The sequence below is a fragment of the Thiobacillus sp. SCUT-2 genome (assembly GCF_035621355.1).
GTDB lineage: Bacteria > Pseudomonadota > Gammaproteobacteria > Burkholderiales > Thiobacillaceae > Thiobacillus > Thiobacillus sedimenti.
On record NZ_CP141769.1, the window covers coordinates 1 to 17245 of the forward strand.

The following is a 17245-nucleotide window of genomic DNA, read 5'->3' on the forward strand; positions in this document are numbered from 1 at the left end:
CGGGCAGGCACGCGTCTCCCGGCCTGTGGATAACCTCGGCGAAGGGGAGTAAGATGCACGTCCGAATCCCATGCAGCATTCCGCCCCTCGCCCCTCGACTATGGATTCCTTCTGGGACCTTTGCCAAGAGCGCTTTCGCGCCAATCTGACCCAGCAGCAGTTCAGCACCTGGATCAAGCCGCTGGTCTTCGAGCACGCGGGGGACGAGGTACGCATCCTGGCGCCCAATCACTTCGTGATGGACTGGGTGCGCGAAAAATTCGCCGAGCATATCGAAACGTGGGCGCAGGAATTCTATTCCCAGCCGGTTTCGATCGCGTACGCCCTCGGCAAGAAGAACCCGGCCCCGCGCACGCCGGCGTCGACCAATGCGGCCGCCGCGGCAGCGCCCGCTCCCGCCGCCACGGCGGCGCCGGCGCAGATGGGCATGCGGATCAACCCCGGCTTCACCTTCGACAACTTCGTTTCCGGCCGGGCCAACCAGCTCGCCCGCGCTGCCGCGCTTCAGATCGCCGACAACCCGGGCGTCGCGTACAACCCGCTCTTCGTGTATGGCGGCGTCGGGCTGGGCAAGACCCATCTGCTGCAGGCCATCGGCAATACCGTGCGCCAATCCAACCCCGATGCGCGCATCAGCTACATCCACGCCAACGACTATGTCGACGACGTGGTCAAGGCCTATCTGAACAAGCAGTTCGACGACCTCAAGCGCCGCTACATGTCGCTTGACCTGCTGCTGATCGACGACATCCAGTTCCTCGCCAAGAAGGACCGCACCCAGGAAGAGTTCTTCTACGTCTTCAACTCGCTGATCGAGAACAAGAAGCAGATCGTCATCACCTGCGACACGTTTCCCAAGGAGATCAGCGGCCTGGACGACCGTCTGAAGTCGCGCTTCGCCTGGGGCCTCACCGTCGCGGTCGAACCGCCGGAACTCGAGATGCGGGTCGCCATCCTGCTCGCCAAGGCACAGGCAGAGAACGTCCGGCTCGACGAAGCCGTCGCCTTCTTCATTGCCAAGCAGGTGCGCTCCAACGTGCGCGAACTGGAAGGCGCATTGAAGCGCGTGATCGCGTTCTCGCGCTTCCACGAGAAGCCGATCACGATGGAACTGGTGAAGGAAGCCTTGCGCGACCTCATCGCCTCGACCTCACGCATCGTCTCGATCGAGAACATCCAGAAGACCGTCGCCGACTTCTACAAGATCAAGGTCGCCGACATGTTCTCGAAGAAGCGCACCCGCAATCTGGCGCGGCCCCGGCAGATCGCGATGGCGCTGGCGAAGGAACTTACCAACCAGAGCCTGCCCGAGATCGGCGAATCCTTCGGCGGCCGCGACCATACGACCGTCATCCATGCCTGCCGCAAGGTGGCCGAGCTGCGCGAGACCGAAGCCGACATCGGGCGCGACTATCTGGTGTTACTACAAAGCCTGACAGGCTGAGGGCGAATTGTGGATAAAAGAGACCTGGCGCCAATCCGCGAAAAAGCATCCCCAGCTCTCCCCGCTTTCCCCGCGTTTATCCACAGCTGAATACGGCCACCAAGATCTTGTAACAAAAGGATAAAAAAGCTTTTCCCCAGATTGATGTCGCCTTTATTATGATTCCCAGGAATATATAAATGCTATTAATACAAAGCGAACGCAACGCACTGCTGGCTTCCCTCTCTGCCGTTGTCGGGGTGGTCGAGCGGCGCCATACCCTGCCGATCCTGTCCAATCTTCTGCTGGAAAAAAAAGGCGGCAAGCTGACCCTGCTGGCGACCGACCTCGAACTGCAGGTCAGCACCCAGCTCGACGCGGAAGCCGGCGACGACTTCGCCATCACCATTGCGGCGCGCAAGCTGTTCGATATCGTTCGTGCCCTTCCGGATGCCGCCAGGGTCAAGCTCGACAGCAAGGACAGCCAGGTTGTGGTCAGCGCGGGCAAGTCGCGCTTCACGCTGCAGACGCTCCCCGCTGCCGACTTCCCGCGCGTGGAAACCGGTACCGGCCTGGGTGATGCCATCCATCTGCCGCAGAAGACGCTGAAGCGCCTGCTGCAACTGGTCCAGTTCGCCATGGCGAGCCAGGACATCCGCTACTACCTGAACGGCATGCTGCTGGTCCTCGACGGCAAGGCCCTGCGCGTGGTCGCCACCGACGGTCACCGCCTGAGCTATGCGGAAACGGCGCTCGAATCCGAAAGCGAGGCGCGCGAGGTCATCATTCCCCGCAAGACCGTGCTCGAGCTCTCCAAGCTGCTGTCCGACGTCGATGACGCCGTCGAACTGCGCATCGGCAGCAACCAGGTCACGTTCTCGCTGCCCGGGACCGAACTCGTCACCAAGGTGGTCGACGGCAAGTTCCCCGACTACCAGCGCGTGATCCCGGTCAACCAGCCGCGTCACCTCAAGGCCAACCGCCAGAGCGTGACGCAGGCGCTGCAGCGCGCGGCGATCCTCTCGAACGAGAAATTCCGCGGCGTGCGCCTGGTGATGAGCGCGAACACGCTCGGCATCGTCTGCAACAACAACGAGCAGGAAGAGGCGGCCGACGAGATCGAGGTCAACTACGACGGAGAGCCCCTGGATGTCGGGTTCAACGTCACCTACCTGCTCGACGGTCTGGGCGCGGTCAACAGCGACGAGATCACCTTGTCGCTGGGCGACGCCAACAGCAGCATGCTGCTGACGAGCGAGGCCGAGCCGGGCTTCAAGTACGTCGTGATGCCGATGCGAATCTGAGCACGCCCGTCCGATTCATTGCGCAACAAACCACAGGAAGCCCCGCACGGGGCAGGAACACCATGAGCGACAAGCCCGACAACAACGCCAACGGCGGTTACGACGAAGACAGCATCCAGCAGCTGGAAGGCCTGGAGGCGGTGCGCAAGCGCCCCGGCATGTACATCGGCGACACGTCCGATGGCACCGGCCTGCACCACATGGTGTTCGAAGTGCTCGACAACGCGATCGACGAGGCGCTGGCGGGGTACTGCGACGACATCAAGGTCATCATCCATCCGGACAATTCCATCTCGATCAGCGACAACGGCCGCGGCATCCCGGTCGGCATCAAGTTCGACGACAAGCACGAGCCCAAGCGCAGCGCGGCCGAGATCGTGATGACCGTGCTGCATGCCGGCGGCAAGTTCAACCAGAACAGCTACAAGGTCTCCGGCGGTCTGCACGGCGTCGGCGTGTCGTGCGTCAACGGCCTGTCGAAGTGGCTCAAGCTGGTCGTCCGCCGCGATGGCAAGAAATACGCGATGACCTTCAACCAGGGCAAGGTCGTCGATCGCCCGGTTGAAATCCAGAACGGCGTCGAGGTTTCTCCGATGCAGGTCATCGGTGAAACGAAGAACCGTGGCACCGAAGTACACTTCCTTGCCGACGAGGAAATCTTCGGCACCGTCGAATTCCATTTCGACATCCTCGCCAAGCGCATCCGCGAACTCTCCTTCCTCAACAACGGCGTCAAGATCGAACTGATCGACCATCGCGACGGCAAGAGCGAGAACTTCGCGCACTCGGGCGGCGTGAAGGGCTTCGTCGAATACATGAACCGCGTCAAGACCGTCCTGCATCCCAAGATCTTCAACGCCACCGGCGACAAGGACGGCATGACCGTTGAAGTCGCGATGCAGTGGAACGACAGCTATTCCGAGTCGGTGCAGTGCTTCACCAACAACATCCCGCAGCGCGACGGCGGCACCCACCTCACCGGCCTGCGCATGGCGATGACGCGCGTGCTCAACAAGTACATCGAGGAAAACGAGCTCGCCAAGAAAGCCAAGGTCGAGACCAGCGGCGACGACATGCGCGAAGGCCTGACCTGCGTGCTGTCGGTGAAAGTGCCCGAGCCCAAGTTCTCTTCGCAAACCAAGGACAAGCTCGTCTCGAGCGAGGTGCAGCCGGTGGTGCAGGAAATCGTCGGCCAGAAGCTCGCCGACTTCCTGCTGGAGAACCCCAACGACGCCAAGCTCTTGTGCGGCAAGATCATCGAGGCCGCGCGTGCCCGCGAGGCCGCGCGCAAGGCGCGCGAGATCACGCGCCGCAAGGGCGTGATGGACGGCCTCGGCCTGCCCGGCAAGCTCGCCGACTGCCAGGAGAAGGATCCCGCGCTGTCCGAGCTCTACCTGGTCGAGGGCGACTCCGCCGGCGGCTCCGCCAAGCAGGGCCGCGACCGCAAGTTCCAGGCGATCCTGCCCTTGAAGGGCAAGATCCTCAACGTCGAACGCGCGCGCTTCGACAAGGTCATCGGCAGCCAGGAAATCGCCACGCTGATCACCGCGCTCGGCACCAGCATCGGCAAGGACGACTACAACCCCGACAAGCTGCGCTACCACCGCATCATCATCATGACCGACGCCGACGTCGACGGCGCCCACATCCGCACCCTGCTGCTGACCTTCTTCTACCGGCAGATGCCCGAGCTCGTCGAGCGCGGCCACATCTACATCGCCCAGCCGCCGCTCTACAAGGTCAAGCACGGCCGCTCCGAGCGCTACATCAAGGACGAGCACGCGCTGAAGGAGCATTTGATGGCCGAGGCGATGAAGGACGCCGAGCTCACGCCGATGGAAGGCGCCATGCCGATCGCCGGCGAAGCGCTGGAAAGTCTTGCGCGCGAATACTTCCTCGCCGAGGCGGTGTGCGAGCGCCTCGCCCGCCTGCTGCCCGACGACGTGCTGCAGGCACTGATGAAGATCCCGCGTCTGAGTCTCGCCGACAGCGGGGCCGCGATGATGAGCGAGGCCAGCCTCGGTGCCGCACTCGACCCGAACAAATTCGAGGTCGCCGCGGAATACCTGAGCGAGGCCGACAGCCACCGGCTGCGCATCACCCGCCACGCCCACGGCAACGTGCACGTCAGCTTCCTCGAAGCCGATCTGCTGGATTCCGGAGACTACAACCAGCTGGTCAAGGTAGGCGACCTGCTGCGCGACCTCATCGGACTCGGCGCCAAGGCACGCCGCGGCGAGAAGGAAAGCCTCGTCTCGAGCTTCCGCGAGGCGATGGAGTGGTTCCTCGGCGAGGTCAAGCGCGGCATGAGCATCCAGCGCTACAAAGGGCTGGGCGAGATGAACCCTGAGCAGCTGTGGGAAACCACCATGGACCCCAAAGTGCGCCGCCTGATGAAGGTGCAGATCGAGGACGCCATCTCCTCCGACCAGATCTTCACGACGCTGATGGGCGACGAGGTGGAGCCCAGGAGAAACTTCATCGAGACCAACGCCCTTGGGGTGCGGAACCTCGACGTGTAACGATCAAGGTTCTCAGAATTGTCGAGAAAATTCTCAATGCTTGAGAAAGCCTGAACCCGAAAAGGCCAACCAATCCGGTTGGCCTTTTTTTTGTCGACGAATCTCCTACGGATTCTTCGGCAGCAGGCTGCTTTCCGCCACGAGCAGATAAACAGGATGGTTGTGGTGACCGTCCAATCCTCGGCTTGAGCGGCGATTAATCGCGTGAGCGAGCTCGGTCCGCAAGGGATGGCAAGCAGCCGTTGGCGAGTCGTCTTCAATCAGAAAAAAAACATGGTGCCTTTTCGGGTCTACGGTATTCCTCAATGATTCAGCTTTGCTGGTCGGTGTTGGAATGCGGCAAGGAATACGGCAATTGCCGATAGCAGCACGGCCGAGGCCGTATAGCGGCTCAGGTCCAACCCACCGGTATTTATAGGCTTGTCCAGGAAATCGCCCACCACGGCACCCAACGGCCGCGTCAGGATGAAGGCCGCCCAGAACAGCACGGTGTGGGACAACTTCGTCCTATAGTAAGCGGCCGCGATCAGGATGAGTAGGACGCTAAAAAGGATAGCGCCACCTTCGTATCCAAGCCCGGCGGTGTCCGCCGTCCAGTCACCCAACGCGGTTCCCAACGTCTGCGAGAACATGATCGTCACCCAGTAGAACAGCTCGGATTTCGACGACCCCACGGTATTGATCGAAACGGAACCCAGGGTACGGTACCAGATGGCGAGCGACAGAATAAGCAGGCCAAACAGTAAAGCTGAGCCTCCCGCATAGCCGATCCCCAGCGAGCGATCGGCAAAGTCGGCCAAGGTCGTGCCGACCGTTGTCGTTGCAATGATGGTTGTCCAATAGATCACGGGGTGAAATCGCTTGGCGCGGATCTGGACGATCACGGCAGCAAGGAAGATAGCGGCGAATATGCCAGTGCTCAACAAGTAGCCCAGGTTCATCGACATGGACAGCGCATCGCCGCCCGTCTCGCCGAGCGTGGTGGCGAATATCTTGATGATCCAGAAGACGAGTGTGACTTCCGGTACCTTGCTCAGGGCTTCGTCGGTTCTTTGGTTCATTATCGGGTGATCCTGTGTTCAGTGGAGCCCTTATGGATCAAGGTGAGATACGGGCGTCCGCTTGTTTGTTCCCAACGTCAATCATGCGCGGATGCTGACCTTGGGGGCTTCCGATCACTGAACATCAGCTCCTCGCCGCCGAACGCTCACTCCCGACCCTATGCAGCCATCTGAGTCGATCCGCCGGAGCTTCCGCAATTCGGCCTTAGCTGCCGGTCGTGGGTCGAGCGGAGGGGTTCCGCTCTGAGCTGATGACCAGATATTCACCTGCTTCGACGTTAACGTACGCAGTTTGCCGTCGGGAACATGGACTCCCGAGCCGTTGTTCCCGCCAAACCCTAGCCGGTAACGAGGCAGGGGCAGTGCAGAAGGATCGGACTCGCCGTCGTTACCGATCAGTTCTCCTGTTTGTCGAAGGGGTTCACCACACTGCGGGTGGATCCGCCTTTTCATGCTGTAATAGACGGACTAGGGAAACCAAACACATTGATAATCAACCAGATAAGGTTACTCTGATGGTGTCCGTATTATTAAAGAAAGAATGTCCGGACCCGTGGGTCCGTCTAATAACTGTTGGGGTTTTATGTAGATGGATTCAATCGCAAATTACCTGAAAGATCCTGGTTGGTGGTTCTCCGCCTTCTTTGTTGCGATTATCGCCAGTGTCATTGCCGGCTTTCTTAAAGACCGCATAGAGCGTCATCTTCCTAATCTTTCTACGCGCTTCTCTGCGTGGCGTTCAGTCAGAGCAATGGAAAGAGCTGCGTTAATCAAGGCGCTATCTGATAACCCATCTCTCCTCACCACCGCTTATATCCGCGCGGTCATGGGAGTAGTCCTTTACGTTTTGACGCTACTGCTTTTTTTAATGGCATCTCTATTTGATGAACTTCGCCCTCACACCAGCGCAGTGCTAGGGGCGGACGAAAAGTTTATCGTTTCAAATATCCTAATTCCGTTTGTTGGTGGCCTTGCGGTTATCCAAGGCTACCGTGCCTCGGCGCGTATTTCAGTCGTAGATAAGGCTTGGGGTGAGTTTAAAATGAAACATGATATTCCCAGCATGCCATAACCCCACGTTCCAGGGGATTGCGCAAAAGCTTCGCTTTTGCTCCATCCCTGAACTTCTACGTTATGCCCGCTTAAACCTAAGGTAGAGATATGCAGACCCTCGCAGCATACAGATTAGAAACGAAAGCTCTTTCAGATGATGAGCTTCAGATGTGGTGGTCTGATATATCTGGTGTGATAAATAAGTGGCTCAAGAAAAAGGGCGTTGCAGACACTTCTAGTGAGCTTGGCGCATTCGCATCAGAAACAAGTGGAGCAAAGGGCACGTTTACAACCAATTCAGTTTCGAGCACATCTGGAGAATTAACTGAAATTGTTCTTACTGAGCCGACAAAAGATGGCCATACGTTTACAACAAGTCTGGCAATAACCAATTCTGAGAAAGTAATTTCAGTTTATCTAACGCTGTCGGCTTCAATTACTGGAAATACGGTTGCACCAACAACGCTTTATCCACGCTGCCCAACTTTGATCCGGGAAATGCTTACCCTGCGAAGTGATTGGATGTTCGGAGGCAGCGAGGTACCAGATGCACGCCCAATTTCTGTCACAGGCGAAGAGGCAGCATCGGTACTTGCTGGTTATTTGATGAACGAGAGGCGCACTTTGCCCGTCACCGTCGTATCAGATATAGATGGGGAGCCGATTTGGAATGATTTGCCAGAAAAATTGGCTATTGATTTGGCCGGCCTTTCTTCTGTGGTCAGAATTGACGGCGAAGCATCCTGGGCTTTGACGGACCTTATCGGCAAGTCTAATTCATGTTATTTGGGTGCAGTGCGCATTTATTGGCCCCTGAGAAAGGTTGTAGAAGATACAAGTGAGTTACGCAGTAAAGTGTGGACGGCCGAACGTCTCCTTTCGAGCGATACAGATGGGAAGGGATTGTCTAGGTTTACAACATCCCTTCGGCGGGACGTCATGAATATCGCTGCCCTCGTTGTGGACGCGCCACCCAGTGTGAGAAAAATAAAGACCGAGGTTTCGCGAGCACGACTTTCCGAACTCCAAGCCAAGGCTGACGCAAATAGTGAGGAATTGGAGTTGGCGCGGTTATTTATTGAAGAAAATGAAACGCTTAAGGACGAACTCGAAAAAGCCAAAATAGAAATTTCCAAGCAAGCAGCAAGAGCTGAAGCGGCAGAATATGCACTCGACGTACTAAAGTCAGATGATTCTGACAAAAGCATAGACGATCAAGTCCAAGCTCAAGCTGATAAGAGACCTAAAACTGGCGAAATTCGTTACTACAAAAAAACGCACAGCAAGCCAACATATGATGTGCTGGTAAAGATTTCTGATTGTGGCCATAACTCTTGGCAGGCGGCGAACAAGGCAGACAAGGCAAAGAAGGGCATAGAGAAGCTAGAGGGCAGTTCGGATTGGAAGAGCGTTTCTCACTGTGGCTCCTGCCAAGGTGGTGGGGTGTGGAAGGTTGTTTGGTGAGATGGTCCAAGGCATAGCCCTGCATTTAACACGGACGCCTAACAGACGCCTTCGCCGGCAATTGGGCGCCGGTTAATTCCACGATGAACAGCGCTTTGTCCGCTTAGGGCAGAGCACCTGCCGTATACAGCGGTCGTCCTGTCAGTCCGCTCAGGCCGATAACCGGAAGATTGTGGTAACAACAGGTGCGACCGTCTGCCCTTGCCCGGAAGGCAGCCATTGGCGCGGTTGTTTCAGATCGTTGAGAAATGCGCAGGAATTTCTCGGGTAACGTGGGAACGGATTAAGGCCGTATTCTCGGATTGGATGAGAAAGCCTTCGAATTTCTGGAAGGCAATTCTCACGAATTCCGGGAACCTGCAGACGGTGCTCGGCGACAAGTGGACAAAAAAAGGCCAACCAAGCGGTTGGCCTTTGTTTTGTGCAACCCGGCCGGACACGTACATGCACGCTCGGCAACCCGGCGCGACATTCTTCGGTCGCGCCGGCGAAGGGGTCACCTCACTTTTTCTTGGCGGCTTTCTTGCCTGCGACGGCGGCCTTGAAGCCGGCGCCAGCGGTGAAGCGCGGCACGGTCGTGGCAGCGATTTTGATTTCCTTGCCGGTCTGCGGGTTGCGTCCGGTGCGCGCGGCGCGCTTGGCGGACTTGAAGGTGCCGAAACCGACCAGGGTGACGGAGTCACCTTTGGACACGGCTTTGACGACTGCGTCGAGGATGGCGTCCAGCGCGCGGCCGGCGGCGGCTTTGCTGATGTCTGCTTCGGCGGCAGCGACGTCGATCAATTCGGATTTGTTCATGAGTGTCCCTCTAGTTGATTGAGAAAAGCGAGGCTGGTGGTGGAGCCAGCATTCGTATCCTAGCCGCAAACAGGCCCGCTGGGCCTGATGTGCAGCCCTGATTATCGACTTTTTTCGGATCAATCTTGAAAAACGTGGCGCTTTCAATACGGAGCGCCGCGGCATCCGCCGCGCGCGCGCCGGAACCTGCGTGATTTTCCAGGCCCGGTGGGCGGCGGCGCAATCGCAAACCGCTTCGGAGAGGGGGACGGTCGAGCAGCCGCACTCAGTGCGATGCGGCGGCAGGATCTCCTGCGGCCTGGCCCATCCACCCCTGCAGGATGTCGCGCAACTCCGCTTCCTGCACGGGCATCGCCAGCGCGGCGTCGATGCGCAGGCGGGCGCGAACCTTGTCGAGCGCGGGCTGGTGGGCGGGCTCGTAGAACACCAGGATGCGGGTATGGGGAGAGGCTTGCACAGCGGCGAGAAGCGACTCCAGATTGGAGAGACGGTCGCGGAAGTCGGTCTGGTGATAGAAGTCCGCGACGATGACCGCAGGAGGCGTCTTGCGGACGAGGCTGATCGCCTTGCGCTCGGACCATTCGGCGGCGACCGCATAGCCGAGCGCCTGGTAGAGCTTCTTGAAATTGGCCGTGCCGATGCAGGCGTTGACCATGAGCAGGCTGGGCGGCGTGCTCATGCCGCGGGTTTCTTGGCGGTCGTCTTCTTGGTGGACGCGGCTTTCGTCTTGGCCTTCGGCGTCGTCGCCTTGGTGGTCGCCGCTTTCTTCGTGGCGGGCTTGGCCTTCGCCTCGGCCTTCTTCTCGGCAGCCGGCTTGGCCGCGGCCTTGCGGGTCGGCTTCTTGGCGGGGCCCTTGGCGACCCGCGCGGCGATCAGGTCGAGCGCTTCCTGCAGCGTGATCTCTTCCGGCGTGATGTCCTTGGGCAGGGTGGCGTTCGTGGTGCCGTGCTTGACGTAGGGACCGTAGCGGCCGGAACGAACGGTGATCTCCTTGCCGTCGTCCGGGTGCGGGCCGAGGTTCTTCAAGACGGCGGCGGCGGATTCGCCGCGCGGGGCGCGTTCCATCGCCAGCACCTCGAGTGCGCGCGGCAGGTCGATCTCGTAGACGCTGTCGGTCTTGGGAATCGACTTGAACTTGCCGTCATGCAGCAGATACGGCCCGAAGCGGCCGTTGTTGGCGACGATCGGCAGGCCGGTGACCGGATGGTGGCCGACCTCGCGCGGCAGCGAGAGGAACTTCAGCGCCAGTTCGAGGGTGGCGTTCTCGAGCGGGATGTCCTTCGGCCACGAGGCGCGGCGCGGCTTCGGCGCCTTCTTGTCCTCGGGCATCTCGCCGATCTGCACGTAGGGGCCGTAGCGGCCGGACAGCAGCTTGACGTCGAGGCCGCTCGCCGGGTCCTTGCCGAGGATGTTGTCGCCCTCGGCCGTGGCCGCGTGCAGCGGGCGCGTGTAGTCGCACGCGGGATAGCCCGAGCAGCCGATGAACAAGCCGCGCTTGCTCGCCTGCATGAAGAGCGGCTTGCCGCATTTGGGACAGGCTTCGAGGATCGGACAGCCGCGCTCGACCTCCTGCTTGGCCTTCAGCTCGCCGTCGAATTCCTTCCAGAATTCGCCCAGCAGGCGCGACCACTGGCGCTTGCCGTTGGAGACGTCGTCGAGCTTGTCCTCCAGCTTGGCGGTGAAGTCGTAATCGACGTAATGCGTGAAGTGGCGGGTCAGGAAGCAGTTGACCAGGCGGCCGATGTCGGTCGGCTGGAAGCGCTTCTTCTCCAGCACCACGTACTCGCGGTCCTGCAGCGTCGAGATGATGCTGGCGTAGGTCGAGGGACGGCCGATGCCGTATTCCTCGAGCGCCTTGACCAGCGAAGCTTCCGTATAGCGCGGCGGCGGCTGGGTGAAGTGCTGCTCGCCGTACAGCCGGTCGACCGGCAGCGTCTCGCCCTCGGTCAGTGCCGGCAGTTTCGATTCGCCCTCTTCCTCCTCGTCGTCCTGGTAGACGGCCAGGAATCCGGCGAAGGCCAGCGTCTGGCCGGTGGCGCGGAAGGTGCCCTCCCCCACCGTGATGTCGGCGGCGACGGTGTCGAATTGCGCGGCCGTCATCTGGCAGGCGACGGTGCGCTTCCAGACCAGCTCGTACAGCCGGGCCTGGTCGTGGGTCAGGAAGGACTTCACCGCATCGGGCGTGCGCAGCACCGACGTCGGACGCACCGCCTCGTGCGCCTCCTGCGCGTTCTTGGTCTTGGCCTTGTAGTGCACGGCGTGCGGCGGCAGGTAGTCCTTGTCGAAGTTGGTGCCCACGTACTTGCGGATGTCGGTGATCGCTTCCTGCGCGAGGTTGACCGAGTCCGTCCGCATGTAGGTGATGAGGCCGACCGGGCCTTCGCCGAGGTCGATGCCTTCGTACAGCTGCTGGGCGGTACGCATCACGCGGTCGGTCGTCATGCCGAGCTGGCGCACGCCGGCCTGCTGCAGCGTCGAGGTCGTGAACGGCGCGGCGGGATTGCGCGCACGGCGTTTCTTCTCGATGCGCATCACGCGCGCGTCTTTGGATTCCAGCGTCGCCAGCCATTCCTTGCTGCGCGCCTCGTGCTCGACCGAGAACTGTTCGAGCTTCTCGCCGCGGAAATGGGTGAGCTTGGCGGTGAAGGGCTGCGAGCCTTTGTGCGTGTCGAGGTGCAGCGTCCAGTATTCGCGCGGCTGGAACGCCTCGATCTCTTCCTCGCGCTCGACGATCATGCGCAGCGCCGGTGACTGCACCCGGCCGGCCGACAGCCCGGGGCTGATCTTCTTCCACAGGAGCGGCGACAGGTTGAAGCCGACCAGGTAGTCGAGCGCGCGGCGCGCCTGCTGGGCGTCGACGAGGTCGGACGCGATCTCGCGCGGATGGCGCACCGCATCCTGGATCGCCGATTCGGTGATCTCGTAGAAGGCGACGCGCTTCATCGGCGTCTTGACCTTCTTCTCTTTCAGGATCTCGCTGATGTGCCAGGAAATCGCCTCGCCTTCCCTGTCCGGGTCGGTCGCGAGCAGCACTTCGTCGGCTTTCCTGGCGGCCTTGACGATGGCATCGACGTGCTTGGCGTTGCGCTCGATGATCTGGTACTTCATCGCGAAGCTTTCGGTGTCGACCGCGCCGGTCTTCGGCTCCAGGTCGCGCACGTGGCCGTAGCTGGCGAGGATGTCGTAGTCCGCGCCGAGGTATTTCTTCAGCGACTTGGACTTCGACGGCGATTCGACGATGACGAGCTTGGACATGACTGATTAATGTGGGCGGGCAGGGATCAATGTAGACGGCCCGGCTCGTGGTTCAACAGCATGTCTTCCAGATGGGTGAAGTGTTCGATCACGCCGCGGCGCCACAGCACGATCAGCGTCATCCAGCGCACGTGGTCGGGCTCGATGTCCTCGCCGGCCAGCGTCATCAGGCCGGAAATGACCCACTCGCGCGATTCGGGGTCAAGCACCTTGGCGCCGACCAGGTAAGCGAGCTCGCTGCGGCACGCGTCGTTCAGGCGCTCCAGCTCCTCGGGCGCGTAGTGGCGGTCGTAGGCCAGCGCGAGGCGCGCGTGCGTGGCGCTGTCCGCGAGGTTGGCGTGCCAGTCGAGCGCGGCCTGGATGTCGGCCTCTTCGAAGCCGGCGGCGAACAGACGTCTCTCGAGCGCGTCGCGGTCGGGCGCCAGCTCGGCCATGCGGAAGCTTTCGTACAGATAAACCAGAATGTCGAGCATGATTTCAGTGGAGTTTTTGGTAGCGCCCGCCGGGCAAGGTTGCGATGTGCCCTTCCAGTTCAAGCGTCAACAGCTTCGCCGAAAGCGCATCGAGCGTCAACCCGGTTCGTTCGGCCAGCGAGTCGAGCGTCGTCGGGGCGTCGCCGAGCACCTCCAGCACCGGATCCGAGGGGGTTTCGGGGTGGTGCGGCGGGGTCAGCCGCTGCTGCCAGGCGAGTTCGTCGAGGATGTCGGCGGCCGATTCGACCAGCTTGGCACCCTGCTTGATCAGCGCGTGGCAGCCGCGTGAAACCGGCGAATGGATCGAGCCGGGAATCGCGAACACTTCCCGTCCCTGCTCGGTCGCCACCCGTGCGGTGATCAGCGAGCCGCTGTCGGGGGCGGCTTCGACGACCAGGACGCCGCGGGAGAGCCCGCTGATGATCCGGTTGCGGCGCGGGAAATTGCCGGCCACGGGGGGCGTGCCGAGCGGGAATTCCGAGACGACGAGGCCGGACTCCGCGAGCTGGTGCGCCAGCGCCTTGTTCTTCGCCGGATAGATGCGGTCGAGTCCGGTGCCGATCACGCCGATGCTCGACGCGGCGCCCATGAGGCCGCCACGGTGGGCGGCGGCGTCGATGCCCAGGGCGAGCCCGCTGACGATGGTGAGCCCGGCGTCGGACAGCACGTGCGCGAAGGCCTCGGCGTCGCGCGCGCCTTGCGGCGTGGCGTTGCGGCTGCCGACGATGCCGAGGCAGGCACGGCCGAGCAGCTCGCGCCGGCCTTTGCAGTACAGCATGGCCGGGGGATCGGGAATCTCGAGCAGCGACTTCGGATAATCGGCATCGGCCAGGGTCATCAGGCTGTTGCCGGGCTGGTCGAGCCAGGCGAGCGCGGCATCGAGTTCGGCAGGATCGGGCCCCGCCAGCAGGGCGTCGCATTGGGCGGGCGTGAGGTGCGCCGACAGCGCGGCGCGGCCGGATGCCAAAACGGCCTCCGGGGAACCGAAGGCCGTCAGCAGGCGGATCAGGCTGGTATTGCCGACCCCCGGGACGAGGGCCAGCCGCAGCCAGGGATCAAGGGCGTTCAATCAGGGTTCTTGACGGCGTCCAGCAGATAGACCGGCCCCTGGGATTCCATGATGAGGGCGTAGGCCACCCGATCGTAGACGCGGTAGACCATGACGAGGCCGCTGCGCGCATCGGGCAGCTTGACGGCGCGGTCGCTGCGCTCGCTGAGGCAGGTGTGGCGGAAGGTGTTGCGCACGTCGGCCGCCTGGTCGTAGCTGACGGCGCTGTTCTCCTTGAGGCAGCGCACGTCGCTGTAGAGCCACGCGCTGCCGTCAGGCGTGCCCGCGCCCTTGCCGTCGACCCAGTTCATGCGGTCCTTCTCCTCGCGCGAGAGCTTCACGGCCAGGCCTTCGCGGAACACGGCCAGGACGTCGCCCGGCTCGAGGCCGTCGCGGCTGCCGCGGTTGAGGACGACGGTCTGGTAGCGGCCGCTGTCGGACAGCCCGCCGTAGGCCGAGATGATGCGTCCGCTGACCGGCTTTTCCGGCGCGTGGGGGATATATTCGAAGGTGGTGTCGTCATCTGCGGCGACCAGCTTGTCCTTCGGCAGGATCTCGCGCACCGACTGCGTGATGCGGATCTTCTGCGGGGCGCCTTCCGCGACGGTGCGCGCATCGCCCAGATACTCGACTTCATAGCCCAGCACCTCGCCGGTTTCCGGATCTTTCAGCGCCTTGCCCGGACGCAGGACGTTCCAGCGGGTGACGCCGGGCTGGCCGCCGGTTGCGAAGGCGTCGTCGCCCGCACCCAGCACGACGCGTTCGGCGTTGCTGCCGAGGATGAAGGGGGCGTCGTCGAGGGCGCCCTTGGATACCACGCGCGGCTGCGCCAGGAAGGGATGGATCACGCGGATGGGGATCGGCGGGATCGCTTCGTCGGCGAGCGCGGTGGCGCGCACGCCTGGCGCCAGCTTCACGGTCGGCAGGCCGCCCTTGCTGCCCTTGACCAGCGACAGGCGCGGCTCCTTGCCGCTGCGGTCGAGGACGATCAGGTCGCCCGGATAGATCCAGTGCGGGTTCTTGATCTCCTCGCGGTTCATCTTCCAGATCTGCGGCCAGCGCCACGGGTCCTTGAGGAACTTGCCGGAGATGTCCCACAGCGTGTCGCCCTTGACCACGACGTATTTGTCCGGCGCGTTGTCCTGCAGTTTAAGGGAGTCGGACAGCGCGGGCGTGGCAGCCAGCAACAGGGCAAGAGAAACAACGAGTTGACGCACGGGGGAACCCTCCATTTAGACCTTGTCTAATTCTGCGGTGAAAATATACTGTGCGCTTAGCTTACGGTTAAATGCCGCCTTATATTTAGGGTCGCGGGCAGCCAAATGCAGATTCTGCATCAAAGTCCACGCCCAGCCCATTCATTTGTAAACTTTTTATGGCCAGACTCGACATCCTGCATTATCCCGATGCGCGCCTCCACACCCTCGCCAAGCCGGTGAAGGCGGTGGACGGGCGCATCCGCAAGCTGGTCGACGACATGGCCGAGACGATGTACGCGGCGCCCGGCATCGGGCTGGCGGCAACGCAGGTCAACGTCCACGAGCAGGTCGTCGTGATCGACATCTCCGAGACGCACGACCAGTTGCGCGTCTTCATCAACCCGGAAATCGTCGCCCGCTCCGGAACCGAGGAAAGCGAGGAAGGCTGCCTGTCGGTGCCGGGCATCTTCGACCGGGTGACGCGCGCCGAGCGCGTCACGGTGCGCGCGCTCGACCGCGACGGCAAGCCGTTCGAGCTTGAGGCCGACGGCCTGCTGGCGGTGTGCATCCAGCACGAGCTCGATCACCTGAAGGGCAAGGTCTTCGTCGACTACCTCTCCAGCCTCAAGCGCAACCGCATCAAGACCAAGCTCCTGAAGCAGGCCCGCGAGCACCGGCCGGAACCGGCGCCGGCGCGCGCCTCGCTCTGACCGGCCGCGCCGCCATGCGTGTCATCTTCGCGGGCACGCCGCCGTTCGCGGCGGCCGCGCTGAACGCCCTGGCCGACGCCGGCCACGATGTTGTCCTCGTGCTGACCCAGCCCGACCGGCCCGCGGGGCGAGGCATGAAGCTCACGCCGAGCGCGGTCAAGCAGGCGGCGCTGGCGCGGGGCCTCCCGGTTCATCAGCCGGCCACCCTGAAGACGCCCGAGGCGCAGGCCGAGCTGCGCGCGGCAGCGGCCGACGTCATGGTCGTCGCGGCCTACGGGCTGATCCTGCCGCAGGCCGTGCTCGACATCCCGCGCCTCGGCTGCCTCAACATCCATGCCTCGCTCCTGCCGCGCTGGCGCGGCGCGGCGCCGATCCAGCGGGCGATCCTGGCCGGCGATACGGAAACCGGCATCACGATCATGCAGATGGACGCCGGGCTCGACACCGGCGCGATGCTGTCAAAAACCGTGGTGCCGATCCGCGCGACCGACACCGCCGCGAGCCTGCACGACGTCCTGGCCAAGGCCGGCGCCGAGGCCATCGTGGCTGCGCTGGCGAATCCCGGCGCGTGGGCTGCGGCGGCGCAGGACGAGGCGCAGGCGACTTACGCCGCCAAGCTCAGCAAGGAAGAAGCCCGGCTCGACTGGCGCGAGGCGGCGGAGTCCCTCGCGCGCGCGGTGCGTGCGTACAACCCGGCACCCGGGGCGTGGACGCTGCTCGACGGCGCGCCGCTGAAGGTGTGGGCCGCGGCGGTCGTGCCGGGAGGCGGGAAGCCGGGCGAAATCCTGCGCGCCGACGCGGCGGGGCTGGTGGTGGCCTGCGGCAGCGGTGCGCTCGCCTTGCAGGAGATCCAGCCGGCGGGCAGCAAGCGCATGACGGCCATCGCGTACCTCGCCGGCCGCGCGCTCGCGCCGGGCAGCCGGCTCGGCGATTGA

Annotated in this window: 14 protein-coding genes; 7 read left to right on the plus strand and 7 right to left on the minus strand. The window is 62.3% G+C overall.

From position 1 onward, the window contains the following. Nucleotides 1–100: 100 nt before the first annotated feature. From dnaA to gyrB, 3 genes are all read left to right on the plus strand, one after another. Nucleotides 101–1444, plus strand: a complete 1344-nt coding sequence (gene dnaA, locus VA613_RS00005; RefSeq protein ID WP_324779813.1) for a chromosomal replication initiator protein DnaA — start codon at nt 101–103, stop codon at nt 1442–1444. A gap of 179 nt (nt 1445–1623) precedes the next feature. Next, nucleotides 1624–2727, plus strand: coding sequence for a DNA polymerase III subunit beta (gene dnaN, locus VA613_RS00010; protein ID WP_324779814.1), 1104 nt, complete (start codon nt 1624–1626; stop codon nt 2725–2727). A gap of 62 nt (nt 2728–2789) precedes the next feature. Next, on the plus strand, nt 2790–5249 hold the full coding sequence (gene gyrB / locus VA613_RS00015; RefSeq protein WP_324779815.1) for a DNA topoisomerase (ATP-hydrolyzing) subunit B: 2460 nt from the start codon (nt 2790–2792) through the stop codon (nt 5247–5249). Nucleotides 5250–5551: 302 nt separating this feature from the next. On the opposite strand, the gene VA613_RS00020 is transcribed toward gyrB, so the two are convergent. Next, nucleotides 5552–6310 carry a COG4705 family protein gene (locus tag VA613_RS00020; RefSeq protein WP_324779816.1) on the minus strand — a complete coding sequence of 253 codons (759 nt, stop codon included), beginning with the start codon at nt 6308–6310 and terminating at the stop codon, nt 5552–5554. A gap of 589 nt (nt 6311–6899) precedes the next feature. On the opposite strand from VA613_RS00020, the gene VA613_RS00025 reads away from it, so the two are divergent. Next, nucleotides 6900–7382, plus strand: coding sequence for a hypothetical protein (locus VA613_RS00025; RefSeq protein WP_324779817.1), 483 nt, complete (start codon nt 6900–6902; stop codon nt 7380–7382). 89 nt (nt 7383–7471) lie between these two features. Beyond that, nucleotides 7472–8827, plus strand: a complete 1356-nt coding sequence (locus tag VA613_RS00030; RefSeq protein WP_324779818.1) for a hypothetical protein — start codon at nt 7472–7474, stop codon at nt 8825–8827. A 501-nt stretch (nt 8828–9328) separates the two neighbouring features. Here VA613_RS00030 and VA613_RS00035 read toward each other — a convergent pair. The 6 genes from VA613_RS00035 to VA613_RS00060 all read right to left on the minus strand — a co-directional run bounded on the left by VA613_RS00035 (nt 9329) and on the right by VA613_RS00060 (nt 15618). Beyond that, entirely contained in the window at nt 9329–9625 is a 297-nt protein-coding gene (locus VA613_RS00035; RefSeq protein WP_324779819.1) for an HU family DNA-binding protein, read from the minus strand. Between the two features lie 265 nt (nt 9626–9890). Then, nucleotides 9891–10304 carry a hypothetical protein gene (locus VA613_RS00040; RefSeq protein WP_324779820.1) on the minus strand — a complete coding sequence of 138 codons (414 nt, stop codon included), beginning with the start codon at nt 10302–10304 and terminating at the stop codon, nt 9891–9893. Continuing rightward, a complete protein-coding gene (gene topA / locus VA613_RS00045) occupies nt 10301–12880 on the minus strand; it encodes a type I DNA topoisomerase (protein WP_324779821.1) in 2580 nt (859 codons plus the stop codon). Before topA ends, VA613_RS00040 begins: the two co-directional genes overlap by 4 nt. 26 nt (nt 12881–12906) lie before the next feature. After that, complete coding sequence (locus VA613_RS00050; protein ID WP_324779822.1) at nt 12907–13353, minus strand: DUF494 family protein; 447 nt, start codon at nt 13351–13353, stop codon at nt 12907–12909. A 4-nt stretch (nt 13354–13357) separates the two neighbouring features. Beyond that, the gene (gene dprA / locus VA613_RS00055; protein ID WP_324779823.1) at nt 13358–14422 is read right to left on the minus strand and encodes a DNA-processing protein DprA; all 1065 of its coding nucleotides are present in this window, start codon (nt 14420–14422) and stop codon (nt 13358–13360) included. Further along, nucleotides 14419–15618, minus strand: coding sequence for a LysM peptidoglycan-binding domain-containing protein (locus VA613_RS00060; RefSeq protein WP_324779824.1), 1200 nt, complete (start codon nt 15616–15618; stop codon nt 14419–14421). Before VA613_RS00060 ends, dprA begins: the two co-directional genes overlap by 4 nt. Nucleotides 15619–15776: 158 nt before the next feature. On the opposite strand from VA613_RS00060, the gene def reads away from it, so the two are divergent. Continuing rightward, nucleotides 15777–16310, plus strand: coding sequence for a peptide deformylase (gene def / locus VA613_RS00065; RefSeq protein WP_324779825.1), 534 nt, complete (start codon nt 15777–15779; stop codon nt 16308–16310). Nucleotides 16311–16324: 14 nt separating this feature from the next. Then, complete coding sequence (gene fmt, locus VA613_RS00070; RefSeq protein ID WP_324779826.1) at nt 16325–17245, plus strand: methionyl-tRNA formyltransferase; 921 nt, start codon at nt 16325–16327, stop codon at nt 17243–17245.

Coding starts and splice junctions, on each gene's coding strand:
- dnaA (WP_324779813.1), top strand. CDS start 101: ATGGATTCCTTCTGGGACCTTTGCCAAGAGCGCTTTCGCGCCAATCTG.
- dnaN (WP_324779814.1), top strand. CDS start 1,624: ATGCTATTAATACAAAGCGAACGCAACGCACTGCTGGCTTCCCTCTCT.
- gyrB (WP_324779815.1), top strand. CDS start 2,790: ATGAGCGACAAGCCCGACAACAACGCCAACGGCGGTTACGACGAAGAC.
- VA613_RS00020 (WP_324779816.1), bottom strand. CDS start 6,310: ATGAACCAAAGAACCGACGAAGCCCTGAGCAAGGTACCGGAAGTCACA.
- VA613_RS00025 (WP_324779817.1), top strand. CDS start 6,900: ATGGATTCAATCGCAAATTACCTGAAAGATCCTGGTTGGTGGTTCTCC.
- VA613_RS00030 (WP_324779818.1), top strand. CDS start 7,472: ATGCAGACCCTCGCAGCATACAGATTAGAAACGAAAGCTCTTTCAGAT.
- VA613_RS00035 (WP_324779819.1), bottom strand. CDS start 9,625: ATGAACAAATCCGAATTGATCGACGTCGCTGCCGCCGAAGCAGACATC.
- VA613_RS00040 (WP_324779820.1), bottom strand. CDS start 10,304: ATGAGCACGCCGCCCAGCCTGCTCATGGTCAACGCCTGCATCGGCACG.
- topA (WP_324779821.1), bottom strand. CDS start 12,880: ATGTCCAAGCTCGTCATCGTCGAATCGCCGTCGAAGTCCAAGTCGCTG.
- VA613_RS00050 (WP_324779822.1), bottom strand. CDS start 13,353: ATGCTCGACATTCTGGTTTATCTGTACGAAAGCTTCCGCATGGCCGAG.
- def (WP_324779825.1), top strand. CDS start 15,777: ATGGCCAGACTCGACATCCTGCATTATCCCGATGCGCGCCTCCACACC.
- fmt (WP_324779826.1), top strand. CDS start 16,325: ATGCGTGTCATCTTCGCGGGCACGCCGCCGTTCGCGGCGGCCGCGCTG.